A 22355-nucleotide genomic window follows, 5' to 3' on the forward strand; every position below is an offset into this window, starting at 1 on the left:
TAATGAACAAATCTGAAAGCCTGTATGCTGCGGCACAGCAACTTATTCCCGGCGGTGTGAATTCACCCGTTCGTGCTTTTAACGGCGTTGGCGGTACTCCGCTGTTCATCGAACGGGCTGACGGCGCTTATCTCTATGACGCTGACGAGCAAGCGTACATTGATTACGTGGGATCGTGGGGCCCGATGGTGCTGGGGCACAATCACCCGGCAATCCGTGATGCGGTGATCGCGGCAGCAGAACGCGGCCTGAGCTTTGGCGCGCCGACAGAAATGGAAGTGCAGATGGCGCGTCTGGTTACCTCGCTGGTGCCGAGCATGGATATGGTGCGGATGGTCAACTCCGGTACGGAGGCCACCATGAGTGCGATCCGTCTGGCGCGTGGTTACACCGGCCGCGACAAGATCATCAAATTTGAAGGCTGCTACCACGGCCACGCCGACTGCCTGCTGGTGAAAGCCGGCTCTGGCGCGCTGACGCTGGGCCAACCTAACTCCCCCGGCGTTCCAGCTGATTTCGCCCGCCACACGCTGACCTGCGTCTATAACGATTTGTCATCCGTTCGCGCCGCATTTGAACAATATCCTGACGAGATCGCCGCGATCATTGTCGAACCTGTTGCGGGCAATATGAACTGCATCCCACCGCTGCCAGATTTCCTTCCCGGCCTGCGTGCTCTGTGCGACGAGTTTGGTGCCCTGTTCATCATTGATGAAGTGATGACTGGCTTCCGTGTGGCGTTGGCAGGAGCACAGTCGCACTACGGCGTAGTGCCGGATCTGACCTGTCTGGGGAAAATCATCGGCGGCGGCATGCCAGTTGGCGCATTCGGCGGTAAGCGTGAAGTCATGCAGGCGCTGGCACCGACCGGCCCAGTTTATCAGGCGGGAACGTTGTCCGGTAACCCGATTGCCATGGCCGCAGGCTTTGCCTGTTTGACTGAAGTCGCGAAACCCGGCGTACATGAAAAACTCACCGCGTTGACCAATCAGCTGGCTGACGGCCTGCTGGCTGCCGCGAAAGCCGAAAACATTCCGCTGGTGGTGAATCAGGCAGGCGGCATGTTCGGCCTGTTCTTCACGGATGCCGAGAGCGTCACCTGCTATCAGGATGTGATGAAGTGCGACGTCGAGCGCTTTAAGCTGTTCTTCCACATGATGCTGGAAGAAGGAATTTACCTCGCGCCGTCCGCGTTTGAAGCGGGCTTTATGTCGCTGGCACATACGCCACAGGACATCGATCGCACCATCGAAGCTGCGCAGCTCTGCTTCTCACGCCTGTAAAACGGACTCGTACACAATGGCGTCACTCACTGACGCCATTGCTGCTCAACACCCGCCTCTGCTCCGCCCCCACTTTTTTCGTCAGGATTCTCGTTTGAGAATGACAAGCCCTCTCAAATTGGTTATGAGTAAGTCTATGTTCCTGAAAATAGCGGAGAGATCATGTTAAAGGTTCTAGGACGCACGTCGTCAATCAACGTTCGGAAAGTGCTGTGGCTGTGTGATGAGTTGGCGATTCCCTTTGACCGGGAAGACTGGGGTGAAGGCTATCAGTCACCGCAGTCACCGGAATTTTTGGCGCTCAACCCTAATGCTATGATACCGGTGATTCAGGACGACGATTTCGTCATGTGGGAATCGAACGCGATTATACGTTACCTAGCCAACGCGAAGGACGGTGCCTGGCTCTACCCACAGGATCCGCGTAGTCGTGCTTCGGTCGATCAATGGATCGACTGGCAGGCCAACGAGCTCAATCCCTCATGGCGTTACGCCTTTATGTCGCTGGTGCGCCAATCCCCCGCACATCAGGATCCCCAACTCTTAGCCGCATCCTGCAATCTTTGGTCCCGCACTATGGGTATTTTGAATCAGCAATTAGAGCGAACCGGCCACTACGTCGCAGGAAAAACGTTCACGCTGGCCGATATTCCCATCGGGCTATCGGTAAACCGCTGGTATGAAACGCCGCTGGAACACACAGACTATCCCGCCGTCCGCGCCTACTATGAGCGTTTAAGCGAACGCGCGGGCTACCTGACCTGGGGACGCAACGGCACGCCATAAGGCTACTCATAACGCTACGCTACCCGGCTCGATACCGCTCATCTCACAGGCCAGCGCCCCCGCGCGCTTAAGCGCATAGGTGTAGCGTTCATCAAACGGGTAGCAGCACGATAGCCGAAGCGCGTGCTTACAGCGACCGCTCAGCGTGTAAAGTTCGCCGGGCGTGACGCAAATCCGCTCTTGCAGCAGGCGATGGAATAACTCAACGCCATCCACACCGCCCGGTAACTCCAGCCAGAAGACAAAACCGCCCTGCGGCTGCGTCGCGCGTGTTCCCTGCGGAAAATGTCGGGCAATCAATCCACGCGCTTCATCCATCTGCGCGGCATAGCGGCGGCGCAACGTACGCAGATGGTGATCGTAACCGCCGGACTCCAGAAACTGCGCCAGCGTTTCCGATAGCAGCGCCGATTCCGCCATTGACGAGACCGCTTTCAGCCGCGCCACTTTGGCACGGAAACGACCCGATGCCATCCAGCCGATGCGGAAATCAGGCGCCAGCGTTTTCGTGAAGCTGGAGCAGTAAATCACCCAGCCGTCGCGGTCGAAGGCTTTCACCGTCGGCGACAGCGGCCAGGTAAACTGAAGTTCGCTGTATAACCCATCCTCAATCAGCGGAACCTGATAATCGTTCACCAGCTTTGCCAGCCGCTTTTTATCCGCCAGCGTCATACTGCATCCGAGCGGATTCTGCGCGTTCGGCATGGCAATAATCGCCTGTAATCGCTGTTCTGACAGCAGCAGTTCCAACGCATCCAGCGCAAGACCACGTTGCGGATCGGTGGGAATTTCCACCGTTTTCAATCCCAGACTGGCAAGCAGAGGAAAGAGATAAAAATAGGTTGGCGTTTCCAGCCCCACACAGTCGCCCGGCTGCGTGACCGTGCGTAGCGCCAGCTGTAGCGCTTCCATACAGCCGTGGGTGATCGTGATGTCCTCGCGGGTCAATGTCATACCCAAATCCATCGCCCGCCGCGCCACTTCGCGCCGCAGCCGTTCACTGCCCGGCGGCAGCGCATAGCGACCAATCAGGTCGGGCTGTCGTCGTAGCAAGGAAGCGGCAATACGGCTGATCTTTTCGGTCGGATAGAAATCGGCATGCTGCGGGCACGCCAGAGAAATGTTGATGTAATCCGGGTGCGTCTGAGCAGCAAAAACGGTATCAATCAGATCCAGTTGCTCACTGCCCGGCACAATCACCTGCGCACGGTGGGGCTTGCTCTCCGTCAGCGACGGCAGACGTCCTCGCACAAAGTAGCCGGACTGCGGTCGTGCTTCGATCAACCCGCGATCTTCGAGAATACGCCAGGCGTTCAACACCGTATTCACACTCACCTGATGCGATCCGGCAACGCGGCGAATAGAAGGCAGGCGGCTTCCCGGCGCTAACGTCCCTTGATGAATCGCCGTAGCGAAGGTTTCCGCGAGCTGTTGATAGAGCGTACTTTCTTGTGAGTCGATAATGGACACAGTTCCCCCGCCAGCCGATGAGTACAGTTAACGATTAATGCATTTTGTACCCATAACAATAATCGTTTTGTGTATCTGTAACCATTTATTTTTTCTGCCTACCATAGTGTTCTCCCCCATCATCAGGATAACACCATGCTCGACCCTTCTTTTTTCAGCTACGTCACCGTCATGTCTATCACGCCGGGACCCAATAATCTGCTGCTGGCAACTTCTGGCGTCAATTTTGGCCTGCGTCGTACGTTACCGATGATGATGGGCATTTCCGTTGGCTGCGGGATACAAACGGCGCTGATGGGCGTGGCCTTGGAACTTCTGCTGAACTGGATGAGCATGATTCGCCTCCCCCTTACCGTGCTGGGGTGCGTCTATCTGCTGTGGCTATCGTGGAAAATCGTGCGCTCATCGGCACCGGAATTACAGGGGCGAGTACAGCCGATGACCGTACTGCAAGGGACGCTATTTCAGGCGGTGAATCCGAAAGCCTGGCTGATGTCCAGTAACATCGCGCTGCTTTATGCCGCCAGCGGCGGCCTTTTCACCACAGTAGTCGCCTTTATGGCGCTCAATCTGCCCTGTATTTTAGTCTGGGCACTACTCGGCGATCGCATCGGTAAACATCTTCAGGAACCGTGGAAACTGAAAGCCTTCAACAGCATCATGGCGCTTTCTCTGGTGCTCACCACCTTCTGGATGCTGGTCGAAGCCATTAACCTCTCCGGCTAATCACACAGCGTCGGCGGGCTTCCCTCCCCGCCGAGGCTCGCATTATTTCACCTGTTTACGCAATAGATAAACAAAGTAAGGCGCACCGATAAACGTCGCGAGCAGCCCCGCCGGAATCTGCGCTGGAAAGAGAATCATCCGGCCAAACCAGTCTGCAATCACCATCAGCGCGCCGCCAATCAATGCAGAGCAAGCAATTTGCGGTAACACGCGGCTAAAGCCCAACATCCGCGCCATATGCGGTGCCATTAAGCCCACAAAGCTCATCGGCCCAACCATCAGGGTTGCCATCGCGGTCAGTACCGATGCCAGCAGCAAAACCAGCAGACGCACCGGCGTAACGGCCACGCCAAGCGCTCTGGCCGTGGTGGTTCCCAGCGGCAGAATACGCAGCCAGCGCTGACACAGCGGGACAATCAACAGCAGCAGAACGGCAATCACCGCCGTGCGTATCGCGTCCGTCGGTTCAACCGCATAGGTTGATCCCGACAGCCAGGTCAACACGGTTCCCATACGCGGATCGCCACTGGCCAGCAGCAGCGCAATGACGGTGGTGAACGCCATGCTCAGTGCAATCCCCGCCAGCAGCATACGCTGCGTGGAGAAACCACCGCGCCCGGCGATCATCACCATGACCAACAGCGTCAGCGCCGCGCCCGCACTACCGGCAGGAAGTAGCCACACGAACGCATTGCCGGGAATGAAGAACAGCAAAATAATGACGCCAAACGACGCGCCGGAGCTAATTCCCAGCACTTCCGGGCTTCCCATCGGGTTACCCGTCAGCTTCTGTATTAACGTTCCCGCGACCGCCAGCATCACTCCAGCAGTTAACGCCGCCAGCACCCGAGGCCAGCGCCATGAGAGCAACTGCGTTAACACATCACCGCCGCCCCACTGCCAGCCGTCGGCATCTTTCCCTAACATCAGCGCCGTAATCACCACCATTCCCAGCAGCGTGACGCCAAGTACCAGCCACGTTCCCCACAGGCGACGTTCAGCCGTCGGCGTACTGCTGCTGTCGACCATCGCAGGTTGACCGCTATTACGCAGGCGCGGCAACAGCCACAGTAGCAGCGGCGCACCAATCAGCGCCGTCGCAGCACCCGTTGGAACGTCAAGCCACACGCGGCTCAGCCAGATAACGCCCTGATCGGTAACGCCAAGCAGCAGCGCACCCAGCAGCGGCGCTAATAAGAGACGGTGAAGTAACCGCCGCGCGCCTAGCATTTTCGCCAGCAGCGGCGCAAACAGACCGATAAAACCGATAATGCCTGCCGCACTCACTAATTGCGCACACAGGAAAATCCCCAGCCCAAGCGCGCTCAGACGTGCCAGCGACAGCCCAAGCCCCAAGTTACGCGCGACGCCGTCATCCAGTCCCAGTAGCGTTAGCGGACGAATTAACAACAGCGCCAGACAGAAACACGCCGCGAGACGCGGGAGAACAAACTGCACATTGCTCCAGTCCTGCTGGTTCAGCACGCCGCTGCTCCACAGGAACAGACCCTGCAACTGCTCATGATGAAAGAGCACCAGCAGTTGATTGACTGCGCTACAGTAGAAACTCAGCACCAGCCCCGCCAGTATCAGCGTCACAGGCGATAAACGTTTGCCCCAGGCGACGCCAAAGACCAACGCGCCAACCACCAGCGCCCCAGCCATGGCCGCGACCTGCTGGAGCCATGCGCCACCGGGCAGCGCCCACAGCGTGACCACGGTGATCCCGAGCTGTGCGCCCGTGGCGATCCCCAGTGTTGACGGCTCAGCCAGCGGATTACGCAAGACCTGCTGGAATAGTACGCCGCACAGCCCCAGCCCCGCGCCAATCAGCAGCGCCAGCACCATGCGCGGCAATAGGCTGTAGTGAAACAGCAACTGCGGCATATTATTCAAGGCAGGCTGAGTCAGCCCGTCAAGCCACTGTGACACCGGTAATTGCTGCTGCAAATTGTAGCTGCCCATCCCCAGAATCACGATCAGCAGAAAACCAATCAGTACCACTGGCAGCACCCGCGGATGAGCAACGTGCTTGTGCGCGTGCGAGGCACTGGCAGACAGAGGATTAGGCATGTTTTCTCGCCTCCAGCGCCTGATTCAATACGCGGCAGAAGCGCATCGCCGAGAGCGTTCCACCATACAGCCAGACGGCAGGCACACGTTGCAAACGCTGATTACGCACAAACGGCATGGCCTGCCAGAGCGGGTTCTTATCAAGCTGCGCGCTGATGGCACTATCGCCATGCTCGAAGCAAAGCACGTTGGCATCGCCGACGTCTGCCAGACTCTCAATGCCCACAATCGTACTGCCCCAGAAGCTGGTTTCACCACGCCAGGCATTTTCAATCCCGACATGATCCATGACTTCCTGAAAAAGACTGTTCTTGCCAATCACCAGCACATGGCGGCTGTCGACCAGCGTGATGAGCAACAGCGGCCGCTGGGTGTACGGCTGGAGTGTGATTTTTTCCTGCTGGAGAAACTGCGCAAGCTCTGTCAGATGCTGCTCGCCAGCCGCTTTCATATTGAGCGCATTGGCCAGTTTCATGACAGAGGCCTGTGCCGACGTCAGCGGTTTTCCCTGTTCGTTGCTGAAGCCAAAGCCCAGCAGAGGAGAAATACGGGACATTTTTGCGACCGAAGGGCCGTAACCTTCAGAGTAAAGAATCAGCGATGGGCGAATCTGCGTCAGCAATTCCAAATTAGGCTCGGTACGCAGCCCCACATCAATTACCGATTCAGGCAACGCGGGCTCTTTCACCCACAGGTTGTAATTATGCTTATCTGCAATCGCGAAGGGCGTGATGCCCAACGCCAGAAGCAGTTCAACAGGCAACCACTCCAGCGCCACAATGCGGTTTACATCGGGGAATGTGGCAGCCGCTCCCCTGCTCGCCGCCGAATAAACCAGCGGTGACAGCAGCAGGGCCGTCAGCAAACGACGGCGTAGCGGATCGGGAGAGGATGGAGAAGAAAAAAATTCAGGCATCATGAGCAGAAAAACCGAGTTAACAAACGAAGCTGACCGGCGCGCCACCCGCCGGATGAGGCAAAGTGCCCATGGGAATGCCGTAGATATTTTCCAGCACGTCCCCTTGCATCAGCGCGACAGGCTCACCCTGCGCAATCATTTTGCCGCCGCGCAACGCCACCAGATGATCGCAGTAGCGCGCAGCCATGTTGATGTCATGCAACACCGCAATGACGGTGATGCCGCGCTCGCGGCTCATACGCTGAATCAGCGCCAGAACCTCAACCTGATGCGCAATGTCCAGCGCGGAGGTCGGTTCATCCAACAGCAGGCAGCGGCTATCCTGCGCCACCGTCATCGCCAGCCAGGCTCGCTGCCGTTCACCGCCGGACAGGCTATCCACCAGACGATTAGCGAACGGTTTCAACCCCACCAGCGTGATGGCTTCTTCGACCTTTTCCCGATCGGCGCTGCCGAAACGGCCTAATGCGCCGTGCCACGGGTAACGTCCTACGGCAACCAGCTCACGCACGGTCATCCCTTCGGCAGCGGGAAGCTGCTGCGGTAAATAAGCCACCTGACGGGCGAACAATTTGCCGTCCCAGCTTCCGGTAGCCTGTTCCCCCAGTAATGCGGTTCCGCTGCTGGCGGGCTGGTGACGGCCCAAAATTTTCAGCAAGGTCGATTTGCCCGAGCCGTTGTGTCCAATCAGACCACAGACTTTCCCGACGGGGAACGTGATAGAGAGCGGGTGTAGCAGCGTGCGTCCGGCGACGGAAAAGCTGACGTCATCCAGTCTGAAAGTGGTATCAAGCAGTACAGTTTGATTTTGCATAGCGCTTTTGGTTTGTCATGTCACTGAAGGAAAGGGGTGAGCAGAGTTCACTATTCCCGTAATCGTCAGTCTAAAAGAGAACGATAATGATTACGATAAAGGCAGCATGATAGGCGCAACGGAATGCCAATCGCAAGACTTTTACCGGGCAGCGCCAGAATGGCGTGGAGAGAAAAGCAGTATCAGGCAGGACGTGGGGCTCGGCCAAAAATAGTAGAGAAAAAAAATGCCCAAAGATTCAGCCTATTAGGTACATTTTATGCCACTATTAAAGCGGTTTCGTGCGCGATAATACCGTTATTCTCATGCTACCTTGTAGCACGCGCCCGACATAGGGGGCTACGCCAGCCCCCTATGAACCCCGGCTTTTGGCGGAAATTATGCCGCTAAAGCGGTGCCTTCGTCGGTATCAGGCTTAGAGGACCGCTTGCGACACGTTCCATACGTGGCGCAAGCTTTCGCCGCGTCCATGCGGCTCATCCTAAGCCTGCTATCTCCTCAGCATAATTTTTTACGCCGGATAACGACAAAACACGTGATACCCCTTTCTTTGTCTATAAAAGACAATAGATTAACCAGGGGCAGTGAGAAGAATTTATTGACCAAACATTTGTTTGATCCAATCAGCGACACCTTCTCCGTTTTGCTGGTCCTGCTGCGCTGAAGGCTGTGGCTGGCTCGCCTGACACAGTGCCTGCGGATTATCCGTCCAGACCGGCAGTACGCGTCCGGCGCTGCTGCCGTTGCAGATAAAGTTACCGCTGGCATCCACCGTCATGGTCGTAATGCCTTCCGGCGGCGTCAGCATTAACGGCAGCGGCGTTTGGTTTTCCAGATAGCGACGATAAATCGTCAGCGCACCGTTCGCCCCAGTCAACTTGGCCGGACCGTTGTTATCGCGCCCTACCCAGCTAATCGCCACTTCTTTACCGTCGATCCCCGCAAACCAGCTGTCACGCAAATCATTGGTGGTACCGGTTTTCGCTGCCAGATGATAATTCGGGAATTTCACCGCCAGCGAACGCGACGTACCACGTTCGACAACCTGTTGCATGCCATACAGCGTCAGATAAGCCGCCTGCGCCGGAACCGCGCGTTCCGCCTGCGGGAAGCTCTGGTACAACACCGTACCGTCTTCAGCAATCACCGAACGCAGCGAGGAAAGCGGAGCGCGGTTGCCGCCGCTGGCGATCGTCTGGTATTCCTGCGCCACTTCCATCGGTGTCAGGCTGATCGCACCCAGCAGCATCGCCGGTACAGGCTGAATCACGTTTTCCGGGATCCCTAAACGCTTCAACGTTTCCGTAATCTGATTCAGCCCCACGGCCATACCCAGATTGACGGTCGGGACGTTCAGCGAGTTCGCCAGCGCATCGACCAGCATGACGCGGCCACGGAACTCACGATCGTAGTTCTTCGGCTGCCACACCTGCCCGTTCGGCTGTTTGATCGACAGCGGTTCATCCGCCAGCCAGGTATTCAGACGGTAGGTGTCCGGCTGGCTCAGCGCGGTCAGGTAGGTTGGCGGCTTCGCCAGCGACCCGACGGGACGACGCGCCTGTAGCGCACGGTTAAACCCGGCGTACTGCGTTTGAGAACCGCCAACCATCGCGCGAACTTCGCCGCTGAAGCGATCGACAATCACCATCGCCGCTTCCAGATCGCTGACGTTACGCCCTGCACGCAGTGCCGGAACGCCGACTTCCACCGCCTTTTCCGCCGCATCCTGCGAGACCGGATCGAGCGTGGTAAAGATCTTCACGCCAGAGAGATCGTTAACCTTGTCGCCAAGCCGCTGTTGCAGTTCCTGACGTACCAGTTGCATAAACGCCGGCTGCGGGCTGATGACGCCACCTTTCGGCTGTACGCCCAGCGGACGCGCACTCAGCATGTTGTACAGATCGGCATCAATCACCTGCTGATTCTGCAACAGACGCAGCACCAGATTACGTCGTTCTAACGTAATCTGCGGGTTACGCCATGGGTTATACAGCGACGCCCCTTTCACCATCCCCACCAGCAACGCCTGCTGATCGAGGCTCAGTTCATTCACCGGACGGCCAAAGTAATACAGGCTGGCAAGCGGGAAGCCGCGGATCTGATCGTTACCGCTCTGACCGAGATACACTTCGTTCAGATACAGCTCAAGGATACGATCCTTGCTGTAGCGATAATCCATGATCAGCGCCATATAGGCTTCGTTAGCTTTACGCCACAGCGAACGTTCGTTAGTCAGGAACAGGTTCTTAACCAGCTGCTGCGTCAGCGTACTGCCGCCCTGTACCGCGCGCCCCGCCGTGATGTTCGCTAAGAACGCACGACCAATGGAGTACAGGCTGATGCCATCGTGTTCATAAAAGTGGCGGTCTTCGGTCGCGACCAGCGTATCAACCAGCAGATCGGGGAAACCAGCACGCGGCACAAACAAACGCTGTTCGCCATTCGGCGATTGCATCATGGTGATCAGCTTCGGATCGAGACGGAAAAAGCCGAAGTTGCGCTGGTTATCCAGATTCTGGATCTGCGACAGGCGATCGTTGGCAAACGTCAGCCGCGCCTGAATCTGCCCTTCTTTCCCATCGGGAAAATCAAACGGACGACGCAGCATATCGATGCTGTTGCCACGCACGCTGAACTCACCCGGACGGGTAATGCGGCTCACCTGACGGTATTGCATGCCTTCCAGCAGACTGATCATCTCTTTCTGGCTATAGGCCATGCCCGGCTCAAGGTTGACCATGCGGCCATAGACGGCGGCCGGCAACTGCCAGACTTTGCCTTCAATACGGCTACGGATCTGGCTGTCAAGGTACACACCATAGATCGCCATCGCCACGGCAAAGATCAGGAACAGCTTGATCGCCAGGCCCAGCCAGCGCCGTTTTCTCTGCGGTTTACGCGTCATGGTGTCATCGCCATCGTAATCATCATCGTCGTCATAGTCGTCCTGATAATCGTCATAATCTTCATCATCATAGTCGTCATCCCTGCGACGTCGTATGGCCTGCTTGCGTTCAGGCTTACGTTTTGGCGCTCTCCCTTTGCGTCCGATAGGTTCGCGGTCATCCCGAGACATTACAATCACTTCTCCGTCAGGTTGTTCACGGCTATCCGCTCTGCGCTCAAGCCGCCTACTCTGTTTCCAGCCCCTTGTTTGGGAAAGCGGAAACGTCTGAAATTAGTGGTTCTGATATTTCTTGGTACGTCTCGTCGGAGCCGTATTCGCCGGATCGTCCGGCCAGACATGCTTGGGGTAACGCCCCTTCATCTCTTTTTGCACCTCGCGGTACGTACCTTGCCAGAATGCCGCTAAATCCCGCGTAATTTGTAGTGGTCGCTGTGCGGGTGATAAAAGTTCCAATACCAGCGCCACACGCCCTTCCGCCAGCAGCGGGCTCTGCTGCTCACCGAACATTTCCTGCATCCGCACCGACAGTACCGGAGGCTTATCGTCATAATAGGCGATAGGCAAGCGACTGCCGCCGGGTGCCGTGTAGTGCGTGGGCAGCGCGCTATCCAGCCGCTGGCGCAGCGACCAGTCCAACAGCCGCAGCAGCGCCTCGCTCAAATTGATCTGGTGCAGCGCCCGTAAATCACGCACGCCGACAAGTGACGGCTGTAGCCAGATGTCCAGCGTTGCCAGCAGCGTTTCATCATCCACTCGCGGCCAGTCAAGCTCCGGCAACCACTGGTGAGCACACTGTAGCCGGGCGCGTAGCTGCAACGCCGTGGCGTCCCAGTTTAATGCATCAATCCCCTGCTCCCGAATCCAGGATAACAGCGCCTGCTGCAGTGCTTCATCGGAAGGCTTGTTCAGCGGGCGTGTTCTCAGGGTCAGGCAACCTATCTGGTCACGCTGGCTGGCGCGCAGAGTACCCTTTTCTTCGTCCCAGTGCACCACGTTATGTTCATTTATTAGTCCGGGTAGCCGCCGTTCCAGCCGCTCAATATCCAGCGGCAACGCCAGCAGGATCCGTGCCTCTGCGTTCTGATTGTTTTGTGCTAATCGATCGTTCTGTAAGAGCGCCGGAGCCAGCAACCACTCCGTACCCGACAGCGCCTCATCAGCCGACATCATCGCGCCGCTGCCGTTAGCAAGTTGGTAGCGTCCATCCTGACTGCGCCGCCGGGCGATGCGGTCGGGGAAAGCCTGTGCCAGCAGCCAGTCGGCTTCCCCGCCGTCAATGCGTCCCGAAGCCGTCGATAAACGGCGTGTCAGCTGCTTTGCCCGCCGCAGCCAGTGTGGCAATGGACGATGCAGCCAGTCAGCCAGATTGATCGACCCGCTACGCGGCGGTTCTTCGAGGATCGCCGCCAGACATCCGGCAGTTGCCAATGCATCTGAACCTTGCTGTGACGCGGCATACAGCATCGTCGCTAGTCGGGCATCGCAGCCTAACGCGGCGATCTTCCGCCCCTCGGCGGTCAGCCGATCCTGTTCATCGGTAATACCAAGCTGGCGTAGCAGCTGGCGTGCGGCATAAAGCGCAGGAGCGGGTGGCGTATCTAGCCAGGTTAATTGCGCCACATCGGTACAGCCCCACTGTAATAAATCCAGCCAGACGCTGCTTAAATCACTGTTCAGTATTTCGGCTTCGCTTTGCGCCGCCGCGCGTTCTGCCTGTTCACGTGAGCACAGATGCCAGCACATACCGGGGCTTAAACGTCCGGCACGCCCGGCTCGCTGCACCATCGACGCCTGACTGATTCGCTGCGTCACCAGTCGCGTGACGCCGCTTTTCACATCAAAGCTGGCGACACGCTCAAGGCCACTATCCATCACCAGCCGGATCCCTTCAATCGTCAGGCTGGTTTCAGCAATATTGGTGGCTAACACCACCTTACGACGACCCGGCTCCGCGGGCAGAATCGCCTTTTGCTGCTCCGCCAGCGTCAACGCACCATATAAAGGGCAGAGATCCGTCTCGCTCGATACGCTATTTTCCAGCAGCGCCTGCACGCGGCGAATCTCCGCGACACCGGGCAAAAACAGCAGCAGCGAACCGTCTTCTTCACTGAGCAAACGCCGCACCTGCCGCGCAACGCCCTCTTCCAAACGCTCCTGATTATTCAGCGGCGCATAACACCGTTCAACCGGATAGCTACGACCTTCGGAAACCACGCAGACGGCTTCCGGCAGCAGCGCCGCCAGCCGCGCATTGTCGAGCGTCGCGGACATAATCAGCAGTTTTAAGTCTTCACGCAGCCCCTGCTGCACATCAAGCAGCAGCGCCAATGCCAAATCAGCCTGCACGCTGCGCTCGTGAAATTCATCAAGGATGATTAGCGCCACACCTTGCAGTTCCGCATCCTGTTGCAGCAGGCGAGTCAGCATCCCTTCGGTGACAACTTCCAGCTTCGTTGCGTCACTCACGCGGCTTTCCGACCGCATGCGATAACCTATTGTTTGCCCCGGTTCTTCACCGAGCTGCTGCGCCAGCCGCCAGGCCACGCTCTTCGCCGCCAGACGACGCGGTTCCAGCATGATGATGCGCCCGTTCACATTGCCCTGTTGCAGCAATTGCAACGGCAGCCAGGTCGATTTCCCCGCCCCTGTTGGCGCATTAAGCAGCACCTGAGGCGCGGTATGTAGCGCCGTTATGACATCATCCAGCACAGCGCTGACGGGCGGTAAAATCACAGACATCTCCGTATAAAGTTAACTTTCAGCGGCGAGCATTGTAGCATCTGGATGAATGCAGCATCTGATGGAATCAGAACAGAGAGATCGCCATGCCAGCCACACGCCGCCTGTTTTTTGCCTTATCACTGCCGGAAACCACACAGCAAGAGATTCTCCGCTGGCGTGCCGAGCACTTCCCTCTGGAAGCCGGTCGTCCGGTCGCGGCGGCCAATCTTCATCTGACGCTGGCGTTTTTAGGCGATGTCAGCGAGCAAAAAGCGCAGGTTTTGCAAACGCTGGCGAGCCGCATCCGTCAGCCCGCCTTTTCCCTTACGCTGAATGACGCCGGACACTGGCCGCGCCCTGGCGTGGTCTGGCTGGGCTGCCGCCGTGCACCGCGCGGGCTGTTGCAGTTGGCGGAACTGCTGCGTTCTCAAGCGGCGCGCAACGGCTGCTATCAAACGGCATTGCCGTTTCACCCACACATTACGCTATTGCGCGGCGCGACTCGCCCGGTTGCGATTCCCCCCGCCACCTTTAGCTGGCAGGTCGACATGACGCACTTTTCGCTTTATGAGTCACTTTTCGACAACGGCAAAACCCGCTATCAACAGCTGGAAAGCTGGCCATTTATTAAATAAGAGAACGAACAAAACAGGATACGCATGAACTATACCCCACGTTTACAACCTGCCCGGTTGATTAAACGTTACAAACGCTTTTTGGCAGATGTCGTGACCCCGGAAGGCGAGACGCTTACGCTGCACTGTGCCAATACTGGTGCGATGACGGGCTGTGCAACGCCCGGCGATACTGTCTGGTACTCCACATCGGATAACCCTAAGCGCAAGTATGCCCAGAGCTGGGAACTGACTGAAACGCAACAAAATCACTGGATTTGTGTCAATACTCTGCGTGCCAACACATTATTGTACGAAGCCTTATTGGAGAATCGCATAGAAGAGCTGGCAGGCTACCCGGACGTAAAAACGGAAGTAAAATACGGTACGGAAAATAGCCGAGTCGACCTGCTTTTACAGGCGCCAGACAGGATTGACTGCTATATTGAGGTGAAATCTGTCACATTATTGCAACATGAATGTGGTTACTTTCCCGATGCGGTGACACTCAGAGGGCAAAAGCATCTGCGTGAACTGCAACAAATGGTTGCCAATGGAAAACGCGCAGTCCTTTTTTTCGCCGTGCTCCATTCAGGTATTCAGCAGGTTTCTCCCGCCCGGCATATTGATCCACGCTATGCGGAATTATTTACAGAAGCACAACGGGCAGGGGTTGAAATTTTATGTTACGGCTCCACATTATGCCCTGACGGTATTACATTGACGCATAAGCTACCGTTGTTGGGATGACGTACAAGCATTGCATAACACGCCGAACGTACCACTAAAGGCGTAACACATTGTTTATTATTTAATGTATACCCTAAATAATTCGAGTTTCAGGAAGGCGGCAAGAGAAGGAGTCCCGATGAGCTTACATGGGTAAGTGATTCGGGTGACTGAACGAAGCCAACACACATGCAACTTGAAGTATGACGGGTATAAGCAGGTTGTTCCTCACACTTTATCAGGCCGGTGTCAGGAAGCATTGCCAACCCCATCTTCATCTGCTATTTATAGCGGCCTGTTTTTTCCCCCTTTGGGGGCCGATATACCCAGATAGCTGAAGTTATGGCCAACAACGCCGCAATTTCACTGCATAAAAGGGTATTATGCGTGTCGTGTTATGTAGGAGAAGCAACATGCAAGAAGGGCAAAACCGTAAGACATCTTCTCTGAGCATTCTCGCAATTGCCGGAGTAGAGCCGTATCAGGAGAAGCCGGGCGAAGAGTATATGAACGACGCTCAGCTGGCTCATTTCAAGCGTATTCTTGAAGCATGGCGCAACCAACTCATGGATGAAGTGGATCGTACGGTATCGCACATGCGCGATGAAGCCGCTAATTTCCCGGATCCCGTGGATCGCGCAGCGCAGGAAGAAGAGTTCAGTCTCGAACTGCGTAACCGTGACCGTGAGCGCAAGCTGATCAAGAAAATCGCCAAAACGCTGGTGAAAATCGAAGATGAGGATTTCGGATTCTGTGAATCCTGTGGCGTCGAGATTGGCATCCGCCGTCTGGAAGCACGTCCGACCGCCGATCTGTGTATCGACTGCAAAACGCTGGCAGAGATACGCGAAAAGCAAATGGCAGGCTAATTTTCCTGTCCAGAATCGGCTCCTGCCCGGCGCGGGGGCCGACTCCAGGAACACGACCGCTGATGAATGATGTTCATCACTCTATCTTCTGTCTGGATAAAGCGCTGACGAGATAGCATCAACCTCTTATGTCTGGAACAACTGGTTTCACCGAAACGCATCGTTACGTCGGGCGTTTTGCCCCCTCTCCTTCTGGTGACCTGCATTTTGGCTCACTGATCGCCGCACTCGGTAGCTATCTGCAAGCGCGTTCCCAACAAGGGCGCTGGCTGGTACGCATTGAAGACATCGACCCGCCACGGGAAATTCCCGGCGCAGCCTCTCGTATCCTTGCACAATTAGAACATTACGGCCTGTATTGGGACGGCGAGGTGATGTACCAATCACAGCGGCATGCGCGTTACCGCGAGATCCTTCAGCAGCTTCGACAGCAGGGAGCGAGCTACTACTGTACTTGTACGCGTAGCCGTATTCAGCAGCTAGGTGGACACTATGACGGTTATTGCCGGACGCGTAACCTGCCCTCCGATAACGCCGCACTACGCCTGCACCAGACAACGCCGGTATTTCACTTTCATGATAAATTGCGTGGTGAGCTGTATGCCGACACGGCACTCGCGCAGGAAGATTTTATTATCCACCGCCGCGATGGGCTGTTTGCCTATAATCTGGCCGTCGTGATCGACGATAACGATCAGGGTATTACGGAGATCGTGCGTGGCGCCGATCTGATCGAGCCGACAGTGCGACAAATTTCGCTCTATCAGCAATTGGGCTACGCGATCCCTACCTACGTTCATCTGCCGCTGGCGCTGAATACAGAGGGAAATAAGCTTTCCAAGCAGAATCATGCACCAGCGCTACCGAATAGTGATCCGCGTCCCGTGCTGCTGGCTGCACTGCAGTTCTTGAACCAACCGCTGCCGGACAACGGTCAGGAGATGACACTTTCCGCACTTCTGGCCTGGTCTGTCGCGCACTGGTCCCTTGATGTTGTTCCGTTGCAGCCGGCAATAAACCCGTCCGCGATCACATCGGCATTCTCAAAGGGGCATTGGTGAGCTATGATTAGCCGCTATTTTTAGTGACGCACTCTCTTTGGCCGTCACATTTGCAGGCCGTCACTGGGTCGACGTCAAAAACGTTTCCCGGAAATTTTTTGCTGTGCCGTTGATTTATCCATCACTATCGAGGTGTATTATCTTTTCCCGAGTTGCTAATTTTTGTCGTAAGGTACTGAATCGTGAGAACGAAATGGTCGAATCAGAGGAACCGCGCCAGCGTCTGACGGTGATTCCGCGTGACCAGCATACTATTTCACGCAGCGATATCAGCGATAACGCGCTGAAAGTACTTTATCGCCTGAACAAAGCGGGCTACGAAGCTTATCTGGTTGGCGGCGGCGTACGCGACCTGCTGCTGGGCAAAAAGCCGAAAGATTTTGATATCACCACTAACGCCACCCCCGATCAGGTGCGCAAATTATTCCGCAACTGCCGTTTGGTCGGGCGTCGTTTCCGTCTCGCCCACATCATGTTCGGGCCAGAGGTGATTGAAGTTGCCACGTTCCGTGGTCACCACGAACAGCATCAGGAACAGCAAGAAGTCAAAAACTCCTCTCAGCAAGCCCAAAGCGGCATGCTGTTGCGCGACAATATTTTTGGTTCCGTTGAAGAAGACGCCCAGCGCCGCGATTTCTCGATCAACAGCCTCTACTACAGCATTTCTGATTTCAGCGTACGTGATTATACCGATGGCCTGAACGATCTGCGTCAGGGCGTCATCCGTATGATTGGCGATCCCGAAACACGCTACCGTGAAGACCCGGTGCGTATGTTGCGCGCTGTCCGTTTCGCCGCCAAGCTGAACATGACGGTCAGCCCGGAAACCGCTGAGCCGATTCCTCGTCTGGCCTCATTGCTGCACGATATTCCTGCGGCGCGCATGTTTGAAGAGTCGCTGAAGCTGCTTCAATCAGGCTATGGCTACCCAACCTATAAAATGCTGTGTGAATACCAGCTGTTCCAGCCGCTTTTCCCGCTGCTGAGCCGCTATTTCACACCAAATGGCGATTCCACATTGGAGCGCATGGTTGCACAAGTGCTGAAAAATACCGATCAGCGCCTGCAAAATGACATGCGAGTCAATCCAGCATTTTTGTTTTCCGCCATGCTGTGGTATCCGCTGGTTGAACATGCACAAAAGCTGGCTCAGGAAAGCGGTCTGGCTTATTTCGATGCCTTCTCGCTGGCGATGAACGATATACTGGATGAACAGTGCCGTTCTCTGGCCATTCCTAAGCGCATTACATCTTTAGTTCGTGATATTTGGCAATTGCAAACGCGTCTGTCTCGTCGTCAGGGTAAACGCGCTTATAAGCTGATGGAACACCCTAAATTCCGCGCCGCGTATGACCTGCTTTGCCTGCGTGCCGAAATCGAAAACCATCAGGAGCTGCTGCGCCTGGCTCAGTGGTGGGGTGAATTCCAGGTTGCCGCACCGCCACGTCAGCAAAACATGCTGAAATCGCTGGATGATGGCCCGACACCACACCGTCGTTCCCGCCCTCGTCGACCGCGTAAACCGACTGCGGCACGCAGAGATCAAGCATGACGATCCGTGTGTATCTGGCGCTGGGCAGCAATCTTGCCCAGCCTTTGCAACAGGTGCGCGCAGCATTGTCTGCGTTGGACGCGATTCCACACACTCGCGTCGTTTGCTGCTCCTCGTTTTATCGTAGCCGTCCGCTTGGCCCTCAGGATCAACCAGACTACCTCAACGCCGTCGTTGAACTGGAAACCGCATTAGCGGCCGAATCGCTACTGGATCACACACAGGCTATCGAGCTGGAACAAGGTCGCGAACGCAAGGAACATCGCTGGGGTCCGCGTACGTTGGATCTGGACATTCTGCTGTTTGGCGATACCGTCATCCAGACTGAACGTCTGACCGTGCCGCATTACGACATGAAGAATCGTGAATTCATGCTCTACCCGCTCGCAGAAATCGCCCCAGAACTGACATTCCCCGACGGCGAAACCCTCGCCCAGCGGTTAAGCCATGTCGATCGCAACGGTCTGACCTTATGGGATAATACACAATGGGATGCTGAACCGAGTGATGACGAGAAGCTGACCGGAACATTCGGCCACTAATCATCCCCCCATCTGTAACTTGAAGCGCGACGGGTATATCGCTACACGTCGGCTTACATTAGAATGTCCCCCTCAATTCTTCGCCCTATTGACATAGGAAGACCGTCATGAAACCGACGACTATCTCCCACTTGCGCCAATGGAAACAAGATCAGCGAAAATTCGCTACGATTACCGCTTACGACGCCAGTTTCTCTCGCTTGTTTTTCGAGCAAGGCATCCGCGTGATGCTGGTAGGTGACTCACTGGGAATGACCGTGCAGGGTCACGATTCCACATTGCCCGTGACCACACACGATATCGTTTACCACACGCAGTGTGTCCGCCGTGGCGCACCGCTGGCGCTGGTTCTCTCCGATATGCCTTTTATGACCTATGCCACGCCAGAACAAACGTTCAGCCAGGCCGCCGATCTGATGCGCGCAGGTGCAAATATGGTGAAGCTGGAAGGCGGAAGCTGGCTTGCACCGACGGTAAAAATGCTGACCGAACGTGCCGTGCCAGTTTGCGGTCATCTGGGTCTGACGCCGCAGTCCGTTAATATCTTCGGCGGCTATAAAATTCAGGGCCGGAGCGAAAGCGATGCCAATCAGCTACTGGCCGATGCGCTTGCGCTTGAAGAAGCGGGAGCACAGCTGCTCGTGCTGGAATGCGTGCCTGTCGCGCTGGCCAAGCGCGTAACAGACGCCCTGTCGATTCCGGTAATCGGTATTGGCGCTGGCAACGTGACAGACGGGCAGATTCTGGTCATGCATGATGCTTTCGGCATTACCGGCGACAAGACGCCTAAGTTTGCCAAGAATTTTCTGGCGCAAAGCGGTGGTGATATCCGCGCGGCAGTGCGTTTGTATGCACAAGAAGTCGAACAGGGCATTTACCCGGCCGAAGAACATTCGTTTCATTGAGACATTCATTTCATTGAGAAATGTCGTTTCATTAAAGAACGAGCATTCCATTAATCAGGCTATTTTTTAGGAGTACGGGTGTGTTAATAATCGAAACCCCTCTGCTGCTGCGCCGCGAGGTTCGTCGCTGGCGTCAGGAAGGGAAACGCATTGCTTTAGTTCCCACCATGGGTAATTTACATGACGGGCACATGACGCTGGTCGATGAAGCCAGAGCGCGTGCCGATATCGTTATTGTCAGCGTTTTTGTCAATCCTATGCAGTTTGAGCGGCCAGATGATTTAGCCCGCTACCCCCGGACGTTGCAGGAAGACTGCGAGAAATTGAATCGCCGCGGTGCCGATCTGGTTTTCGCACCGAGCCCGGATGTGATATACCCCAATGGGCTGGAGTCGCAAACGTTTGTCGATGTGCCCGGCCTGTCTTCCATGTTGGAAGGTGCCAGCCGTCCCGGCCATTTTCGGGGCGTTGCGACCATCGTCAGTAAGTTGTTCAATATGGTACAGCCAGATGTCGCCTGCTTCGGTGAGAAAGATTACCAGCAGCTAGCGCTGATTCGGCAGCTTGTCCGCGATATGGGCTATGACATTGATATTATTGGTGTCCCTACCGTGCGTGCCAAAGACGGTTTGGCATTGAGTTCGCGCAATGGCTATCTCAGTGCGGAAGAACGCCAGCGGGCGCCGTATGTTCATCAGGTGATGATGGACATGGCGACACAGTTGGACAACGGCGATCGCCAGATAGACACCTTGCTGGAGCAGGCGGCAGACAAGCTGCGTGAAGCGGGCTTTACGCCTGATGAACTGTTTATCCGCGATGCAGATACGCTGCAACCGCTGAGCGCGGCCAGCACGCGTGCAGTGATTTTGATGGCTGCCTGGTTAGGCAAGGCCAGATTGATTGATAACCACCAGGTCGATTTGACTGTATGAACCGAGGTAACAAAGCGATGATACGTACCATGCTGCAAGGCAAGCTGCACCGGGTCAAAGTAACTCAGGCTGACTTGCATTATGAAGGCTCTTGCGCCATCGATCAGGATTTTATGGATGCCGCTGGCATTCTGGAATACGAAGCGATTGATATCTACAACGTTGATAACGGTCAGCGTTTCTCTACCTACGCCATTGCGGGCGAAAGAGGTTCACGCATTATCTCCGTAAACGGCGCCGCCGCTCGCCTTGCCTGCGTGGGCGACAAACTGATTATCTGCTCCTACGTGCAGATGTCCGACGAACAGGCCAGAAGCCACAGCCCGAAGGTTGCCTATTTCTCTGGCGATAACGAGCTGCAACGTCAGGCAAAAGCGATTCCGGTTCAGGTTGCCTGATCGCCAAATTTATGACGAAACCGAGCGGTAGTAATGGATAGATCGTAAAGACGCTGCAAGTACCTCCCTTGTATCTTGAACTAGGTAGTGGGTGATGGTTAGCTACCATCACCTGAAACAGGGTGAATCTGGTACTTCCTATAAGGTCAGACCTTGTCTTACAGCTGAGATCCCCTGTTTCACCTTTCACGCCAGCATCAACTTTGAACGGTAGCCAGGAGCATAGACTCCGCATGAACAAGGAAAATGGGCGTGATGGTTATATGTGAAAGGAGACACGTATGATTCAGTTAGGTATTGATGTCGGAAAAAGCAAAATAGACTTATGCCTCAGACCAGATGGCCCGGAAGGTCGCAAGAAAACCAAAATACTGACTAACGGACCTGATGTCGCAGTCAGCGTTCTGGAATGGCTGGCAAAGCAGAAAGTCGCTCCCGCGGATGTTCAGGTGGTGATGGAGTCAACGGGCACTTACCATGAACATCTGGCTTACGGCCTTTATGAGCGGGCGGTACGCGTCATCATTGCCAATCCTGCTCGCGTCCGTGCCTTTGCTCAGGGCATGGGTATTCTCACTAAAAATGATACCGTCGATGCTGACGTTCTGGCCCGGTATGGTGCCATGCGTCAGCCGGATGTGTGGCAACCTCCTTCTCCAGCTATCCGTGAATTAAAGGCCCTAATTAGCAGACGTGATGCGCTGGTACACGATGTGGGACGTGAGCAAAGCCGGCTTGAGAAACTTCTCTCCACGCGATGTTCATTGCTGGTTGAAGCCTCTGTCAGAAAGATACTTCAGGTGCTGCACAACGAACTGCAGGTGGTACAAGCGCTGATTGATAACCATATCGATAACCATCCTGAGCTGAAACGGGATATGGAATATCTGACGTCGATAAAAGGGATAGGGTCAGCAGTCGGGAGTACGGTCACGTATTCAACTCGGTGATCGTCAGGTAGAATGTTCATCTGTTTTCCTAAATATTTAGAAGAAGAGCCTGATGGCAACGGTTGAGGTAAAATGCCCGTTTTGTGAGCAAACAGACCCG

19 protein-coding genes are annotated in these 22355 nt (G+C 55.7%); 13 read left to right on the forward strand and 6 right to left on the reverse strand.

Annotated features, from left to right (window positions below; translation table 11 throughout):
- Positions 1–2 precede the first annotated feature (2 nt).
- Together hemL and Q3A88_RS17825 are read left to right on the forward strand one after the other, a co-directional pair.
- Complete coding sequence (gene hemL, locus Q3A88_RS17820) at positions 3–1283, forward strand: glutamate-1-semialdehyde 2,1-aminomutase (RefSeq protein ID WP_010280733.1); 1281 nt, start codon at positions 3–5, stop codon at positions 1281–1283.
- A 162-nt stretch (positions 1284–1445) separates the two neighbouring features.
- Positions 1446–2069 carry a glutathione S-transferase family protein gene (locus Q3A88_RS17825; protein WP_039547275.1) on the forward strand — a complete coding sequence of 208 codons (624 nt, stop codon included), beginning with the start codon at positions 1446–1448 and terminating at the stop codon, positions 2067–2069.
- Positions 2070–2075: 6 nt separating this feature from the next.
- On the opposite strand, the gene Q3A88_RS17830 is transcribed toward Q3A88_RS17825, so the two are convergent.
- Entirely contained in the window at positions 2076–3539 is a 1464-nt protein-coding gene (locus tag Q3A88_RS17830) for a PLP-dependent aminotransferase family protein (protein ID WP_039515592.1), read from the reverse strand.
- Positions 3540–3674: 135 nt separating this feature from the next.
- Here Q3A88_RS17830 and Q3A88_RS17835 point away from each other — a divergent pair, with 135 nt between their 5' ends.
- Complete coding sequence (locus tag Q3A88_RS17835; protein ID WP_317178376.1) at positions 3675–4265, forward strand: LysE family translocator; 591 nt, start codon at positions 3675–3677, stop codon at positions 4263–4265.
- Between the two features lie 42 nt (positions 4266–4307).
- On the opposite strand, the gene fhuB is transcribed toward Q3A88_RS17835, so the two are convergent.
- The 5 genes from fhuB to hrpB form a co-directional block, all read right to left on the reverse strand.
- Positions 4308–6338, reverse strand: coding sequence for a Fe(3+)-hydroxamate ABC transporter permease FhuB (gene fhuB / locus Q3A88_RS17840; protein ID WP_317178377.1), 2031 nt, complete (start codon positions 6336–6338; stop codon positions 4308–4310).
- A complete protein-coding gene (gene fhuD / locus Q3A88_RS17845; protein ID WP_205593425.1) occupies positions 6331–7257 on the reverse strand; it encodes a Fe(3+)-hydroxamate ABC transporter substrate-binding protein FhuD in 927 nt (308 codons plus the stop codon). The genes fhuB and fhuD overlap by 8 nt, the downstream gene beginning before the upstream one ends.
- Positions 7258–7273: 16 nt before the next feature.
- Positions 7274–8071, reverse strand: coding sequence for a Fe3+-hydroxamate ABC transporter ATP-binding protein FhuC (gene fhuC, locus Q3A88_RS17850; RefSeq protein WP_317178378.1), 798 nt, complete (start codon positions 8069–8071; stop codon positions 7274–7276).
- 595 nt (positions 8072–8666) lie between these two features.
- Positions 8667–11147: a bifunctional glycosyl transferase/transpeptidase gene (gene mrcB / locus Q3A88_RS17855; protein ID WP_317178379.1), complete on the reverse strand. Its 2481-nt coding sequence runs from the start codon at positions 11145–11147 to the stop codon at positions 8667–8669.
- A gap of 102 nt (positions 11148–11249) precedes the next feature.
- Positions 11250–13712: an ATP-dependent helicase HrpB gene (gene hrpB / locus Q3A88_RS17860; RefSeq protein ID WP_317178380.1), complete on the reverse strand. Its 2463-nt coding sequence runs from the start codon at positions 13710–13712 to the stop codon at positions 11250–11252.
- A 92-nt stretch (positions 13713–13804) separates the two neighbouring features.
- Between hrpB and thpR the strand changes: the two genes are divergently transcribed.
- From thpR to Q3A88_RS17910, 10 genes are all read left to right on the forward strand, one after another.
- Complete coding sequence (gene thpR, locus Q3A88_RS17865; protein WP_014916278.1) at positions 13805–14335, forward strand: RNA 2',3'-cyclic phosphodiesterase; 531 nt, start codon at positions 13805–13807, stop codon at positions 14333–14335.
- A gap of 24 nt (positions 14336–14359) precedes the next feature.
- Positions 14360–15064 carry a DNA/RNA nuclease SfsA gene (gene sfsA, locus Q3A88_RS17870; RefSeq protein ID WP_014916279.1) on the forward strand — a complete coding sequence of 235 codons (705 nt, stop codon included), beginning with the start codon at positions 14360–14362 and terminating at the stop codon, positions 15062–15064.
- Positions 15065–15456: 392 nt separating this feature from the next.
- Positions 15457–15912 (forward strand): RNA polymerase-binding protein DksA, encoded by a 456-nt coding sequence (dksA, locus tag Q3A88_RS17875; RefSeq protein WP_005969032.1) that lies wholly within the window; start codon positions 15457–15459, stop codon positions 15910–15912.
- Between the two features lie 128 nt (positions 15913–16040).
- Positions 16041–16973 (forward strand): tRNA glutamyl-Q(34) synthetase GluQRS, encoded by a 933-nt coding sequence (gene gluQRS / locus Q3A88_RS17880; protein WP_110164196.1) that lies wholly within the window; start codon positions 16041–16043, stop codon positions 16971–16973.
- A gap of 139 nt (positions 16974–17112) precedes the next feature.
- Positions 17113–18525, forward strand: a complete 1413-nt coding sequence (pcnB, locus tag Q3A88_RS17885) for a polynucleotide adenylyltransferase PcnB (RefSeq protein WP_317178382.1) — start codon at positions 17113–17115, stop codon at positions 18523–18525.
- Complete coding sequence (gene folK / locus Q3A88_RS17890) at positions 18522–19067, forward strand: 2-amino-4-hydroxy-6-hydroxymethyldihydropteridine diphosphokinase (protein ID WP_205568655.1); 546 nt, start codon at positions 18522–18524, stop codon at positions 19065–19067. Before pcnB ends, folK begins: the two co-directional genes overlap by 4 nt.
- 107 nt (positions 19068–19174) lie before the next feature.
- Complete coding sequence (gene panB / locus Q3A88_RS17895) at positions 19175–19972, forward strand: 3-methyl-2-oxobutanoate hydroxymethyltransferase (protein ID WP_180775378.1); 798 nt, start codon at positions 19175–19177, stop codon at positions 19970–19972.
- Positions 19973–20052: 80 nt separating this feature from the next.
- Entirely contained in the window at positions 20053–20907 is an 855-nt protein-coding gene (panC, locus tag Q3A88_RS17900; RefSeq protein ID WP_014916284.1) for a pantoate--beta-alanine ligase, read from the forward strand.
- A 17-nt stretch (positions 20908–20924) separates the two neighbouring features.
- Complete coding sequence (panD, locus tag Q3A88_RS17905; RefSeq protein WP_014916285.1) at positions 20925–21305, forward strand: aspartate 1-decarboxylase; 381 nt, start codon at positions 20925–20927, stop codon at positions 21303–21305.
- Positions 21306–21586: 281 nt separating this feature from the next.
- Positions 21587–22255 (forward strand): IS110 family transposase, encoded by a 669-nt coding sequence (locus Q3A88_RS17910; protein WP_317178381.1) that lies wholly within the window; start codon positions 21587–21589, stop codon positions 22253–22255.
- Positions 22256–22355: the final 100 nt, after the last annotated feature.

The sequence above is a fragment of the Pectobacterium sp. HCp5_1 genome, from assembly GCF_032905925.1.
Taxonomy (GTDB): domain Bacteria; phylum Pseudomonadota; class Gammaproteobacteria; order Enterobacterales; family Enterobacteriaceae; genus Pectobacterium; species Pectobacterium brasiliense_A.

Coding starts and splice junctions, on each gene's coding strand:
- hemL (WP_010280733.1), top strand. CDS start 3: ATGAACAAATCTGAAAGCCTGTATGCTGCGGCACAGCAACTTATTCCC.
- Q3A88_RS17825 (WP_039547275.1), top strand. CDS start 1,446: ATGTTAAAGGTTCTAGGACGCACGTCGTCAATCAACGTTCGGAAAGTG.
- Q3A88_RS17835 (WP_317178376.1), top strand. CDS start 3,675: ATGCTCGACCCTTCTTTTTTCAGCTACGTCACCGTCATGTCTATCACG.
- fhuB (WP_317178377.1), bottom strand. CDS start 6,338: ATGCCTAATCCTCTGTCTGCCAGTGCCTCGCACGCGCACAAGCACGTT.
- fhuD (WP_205593425.1), bottom strand. CDS start 7,257: ATGATGCCTGAATTTTTTTCTTCTCCATCCTCTCCCGATCCGCTACGC.
- fhuC (WP_317178378.1), bottom strand. CDS start 8,071: ATGCAAAATCAAACTGTACTGCTTGATACCACTTTCAGACTGGATGAC.
- mrcB (WP_317178379.1), bottom strand. CDS start 11,147: ATGTCTCGGGATGACCGCGAACCTATCGGACGCAAAGGGAGAGCGCCA.
- thpR (WP_014916278.1), top strand. CDS start 13,805: ATGCCAGCCACACGCCGCCTGTTTTTTGCCTTATCACTGCCGGAAACC.
- sfsA (WP_014916279.1), top strand. CDS start 14,360: ATGAACTATACCCCACGTTTACAACCTGCCCGGTTGATTAAACGTTAC.
- dksA (WP_005969032.1), top strand. CDS start 15,457: ATGCAAGAAGGGCAAAACCGTAAGACATCTTCTCTGAGCATTCTCGCA.
- gluQRS (WP_110164196.1), top strand. CDS start 16,041: ATGTCTGGAACAACTGGTTTCACCGAAACGCATCGTTACGTCGGGCGT.
- folK (WP_205568655.1), top strand. CDS start 18,522: ATGACGATCCGTGTGTATCTGGCGCTGGGCAGCAATCTTGCCCAGCCT.
- panB (WP_180775378.1), top strand. CDS start 19,175: ATGAAACCGACGACTATCTCCCACTTGCGCCAATGGAAACAAGATCAG.
- panD (WP_014916285.1), top strand. CDS start 20,925: ATGATACGTACCATGCTGCAAGGCAAGCTGCACCGGGTCAAAGTAACT.
- Q3A88_RS17910 (WP_317178381.1), top strand. CDS start 21,587: ATGATTCAGTTAGGTATTGATGTCGGAAAAAGCAAAATAGACTTATGC.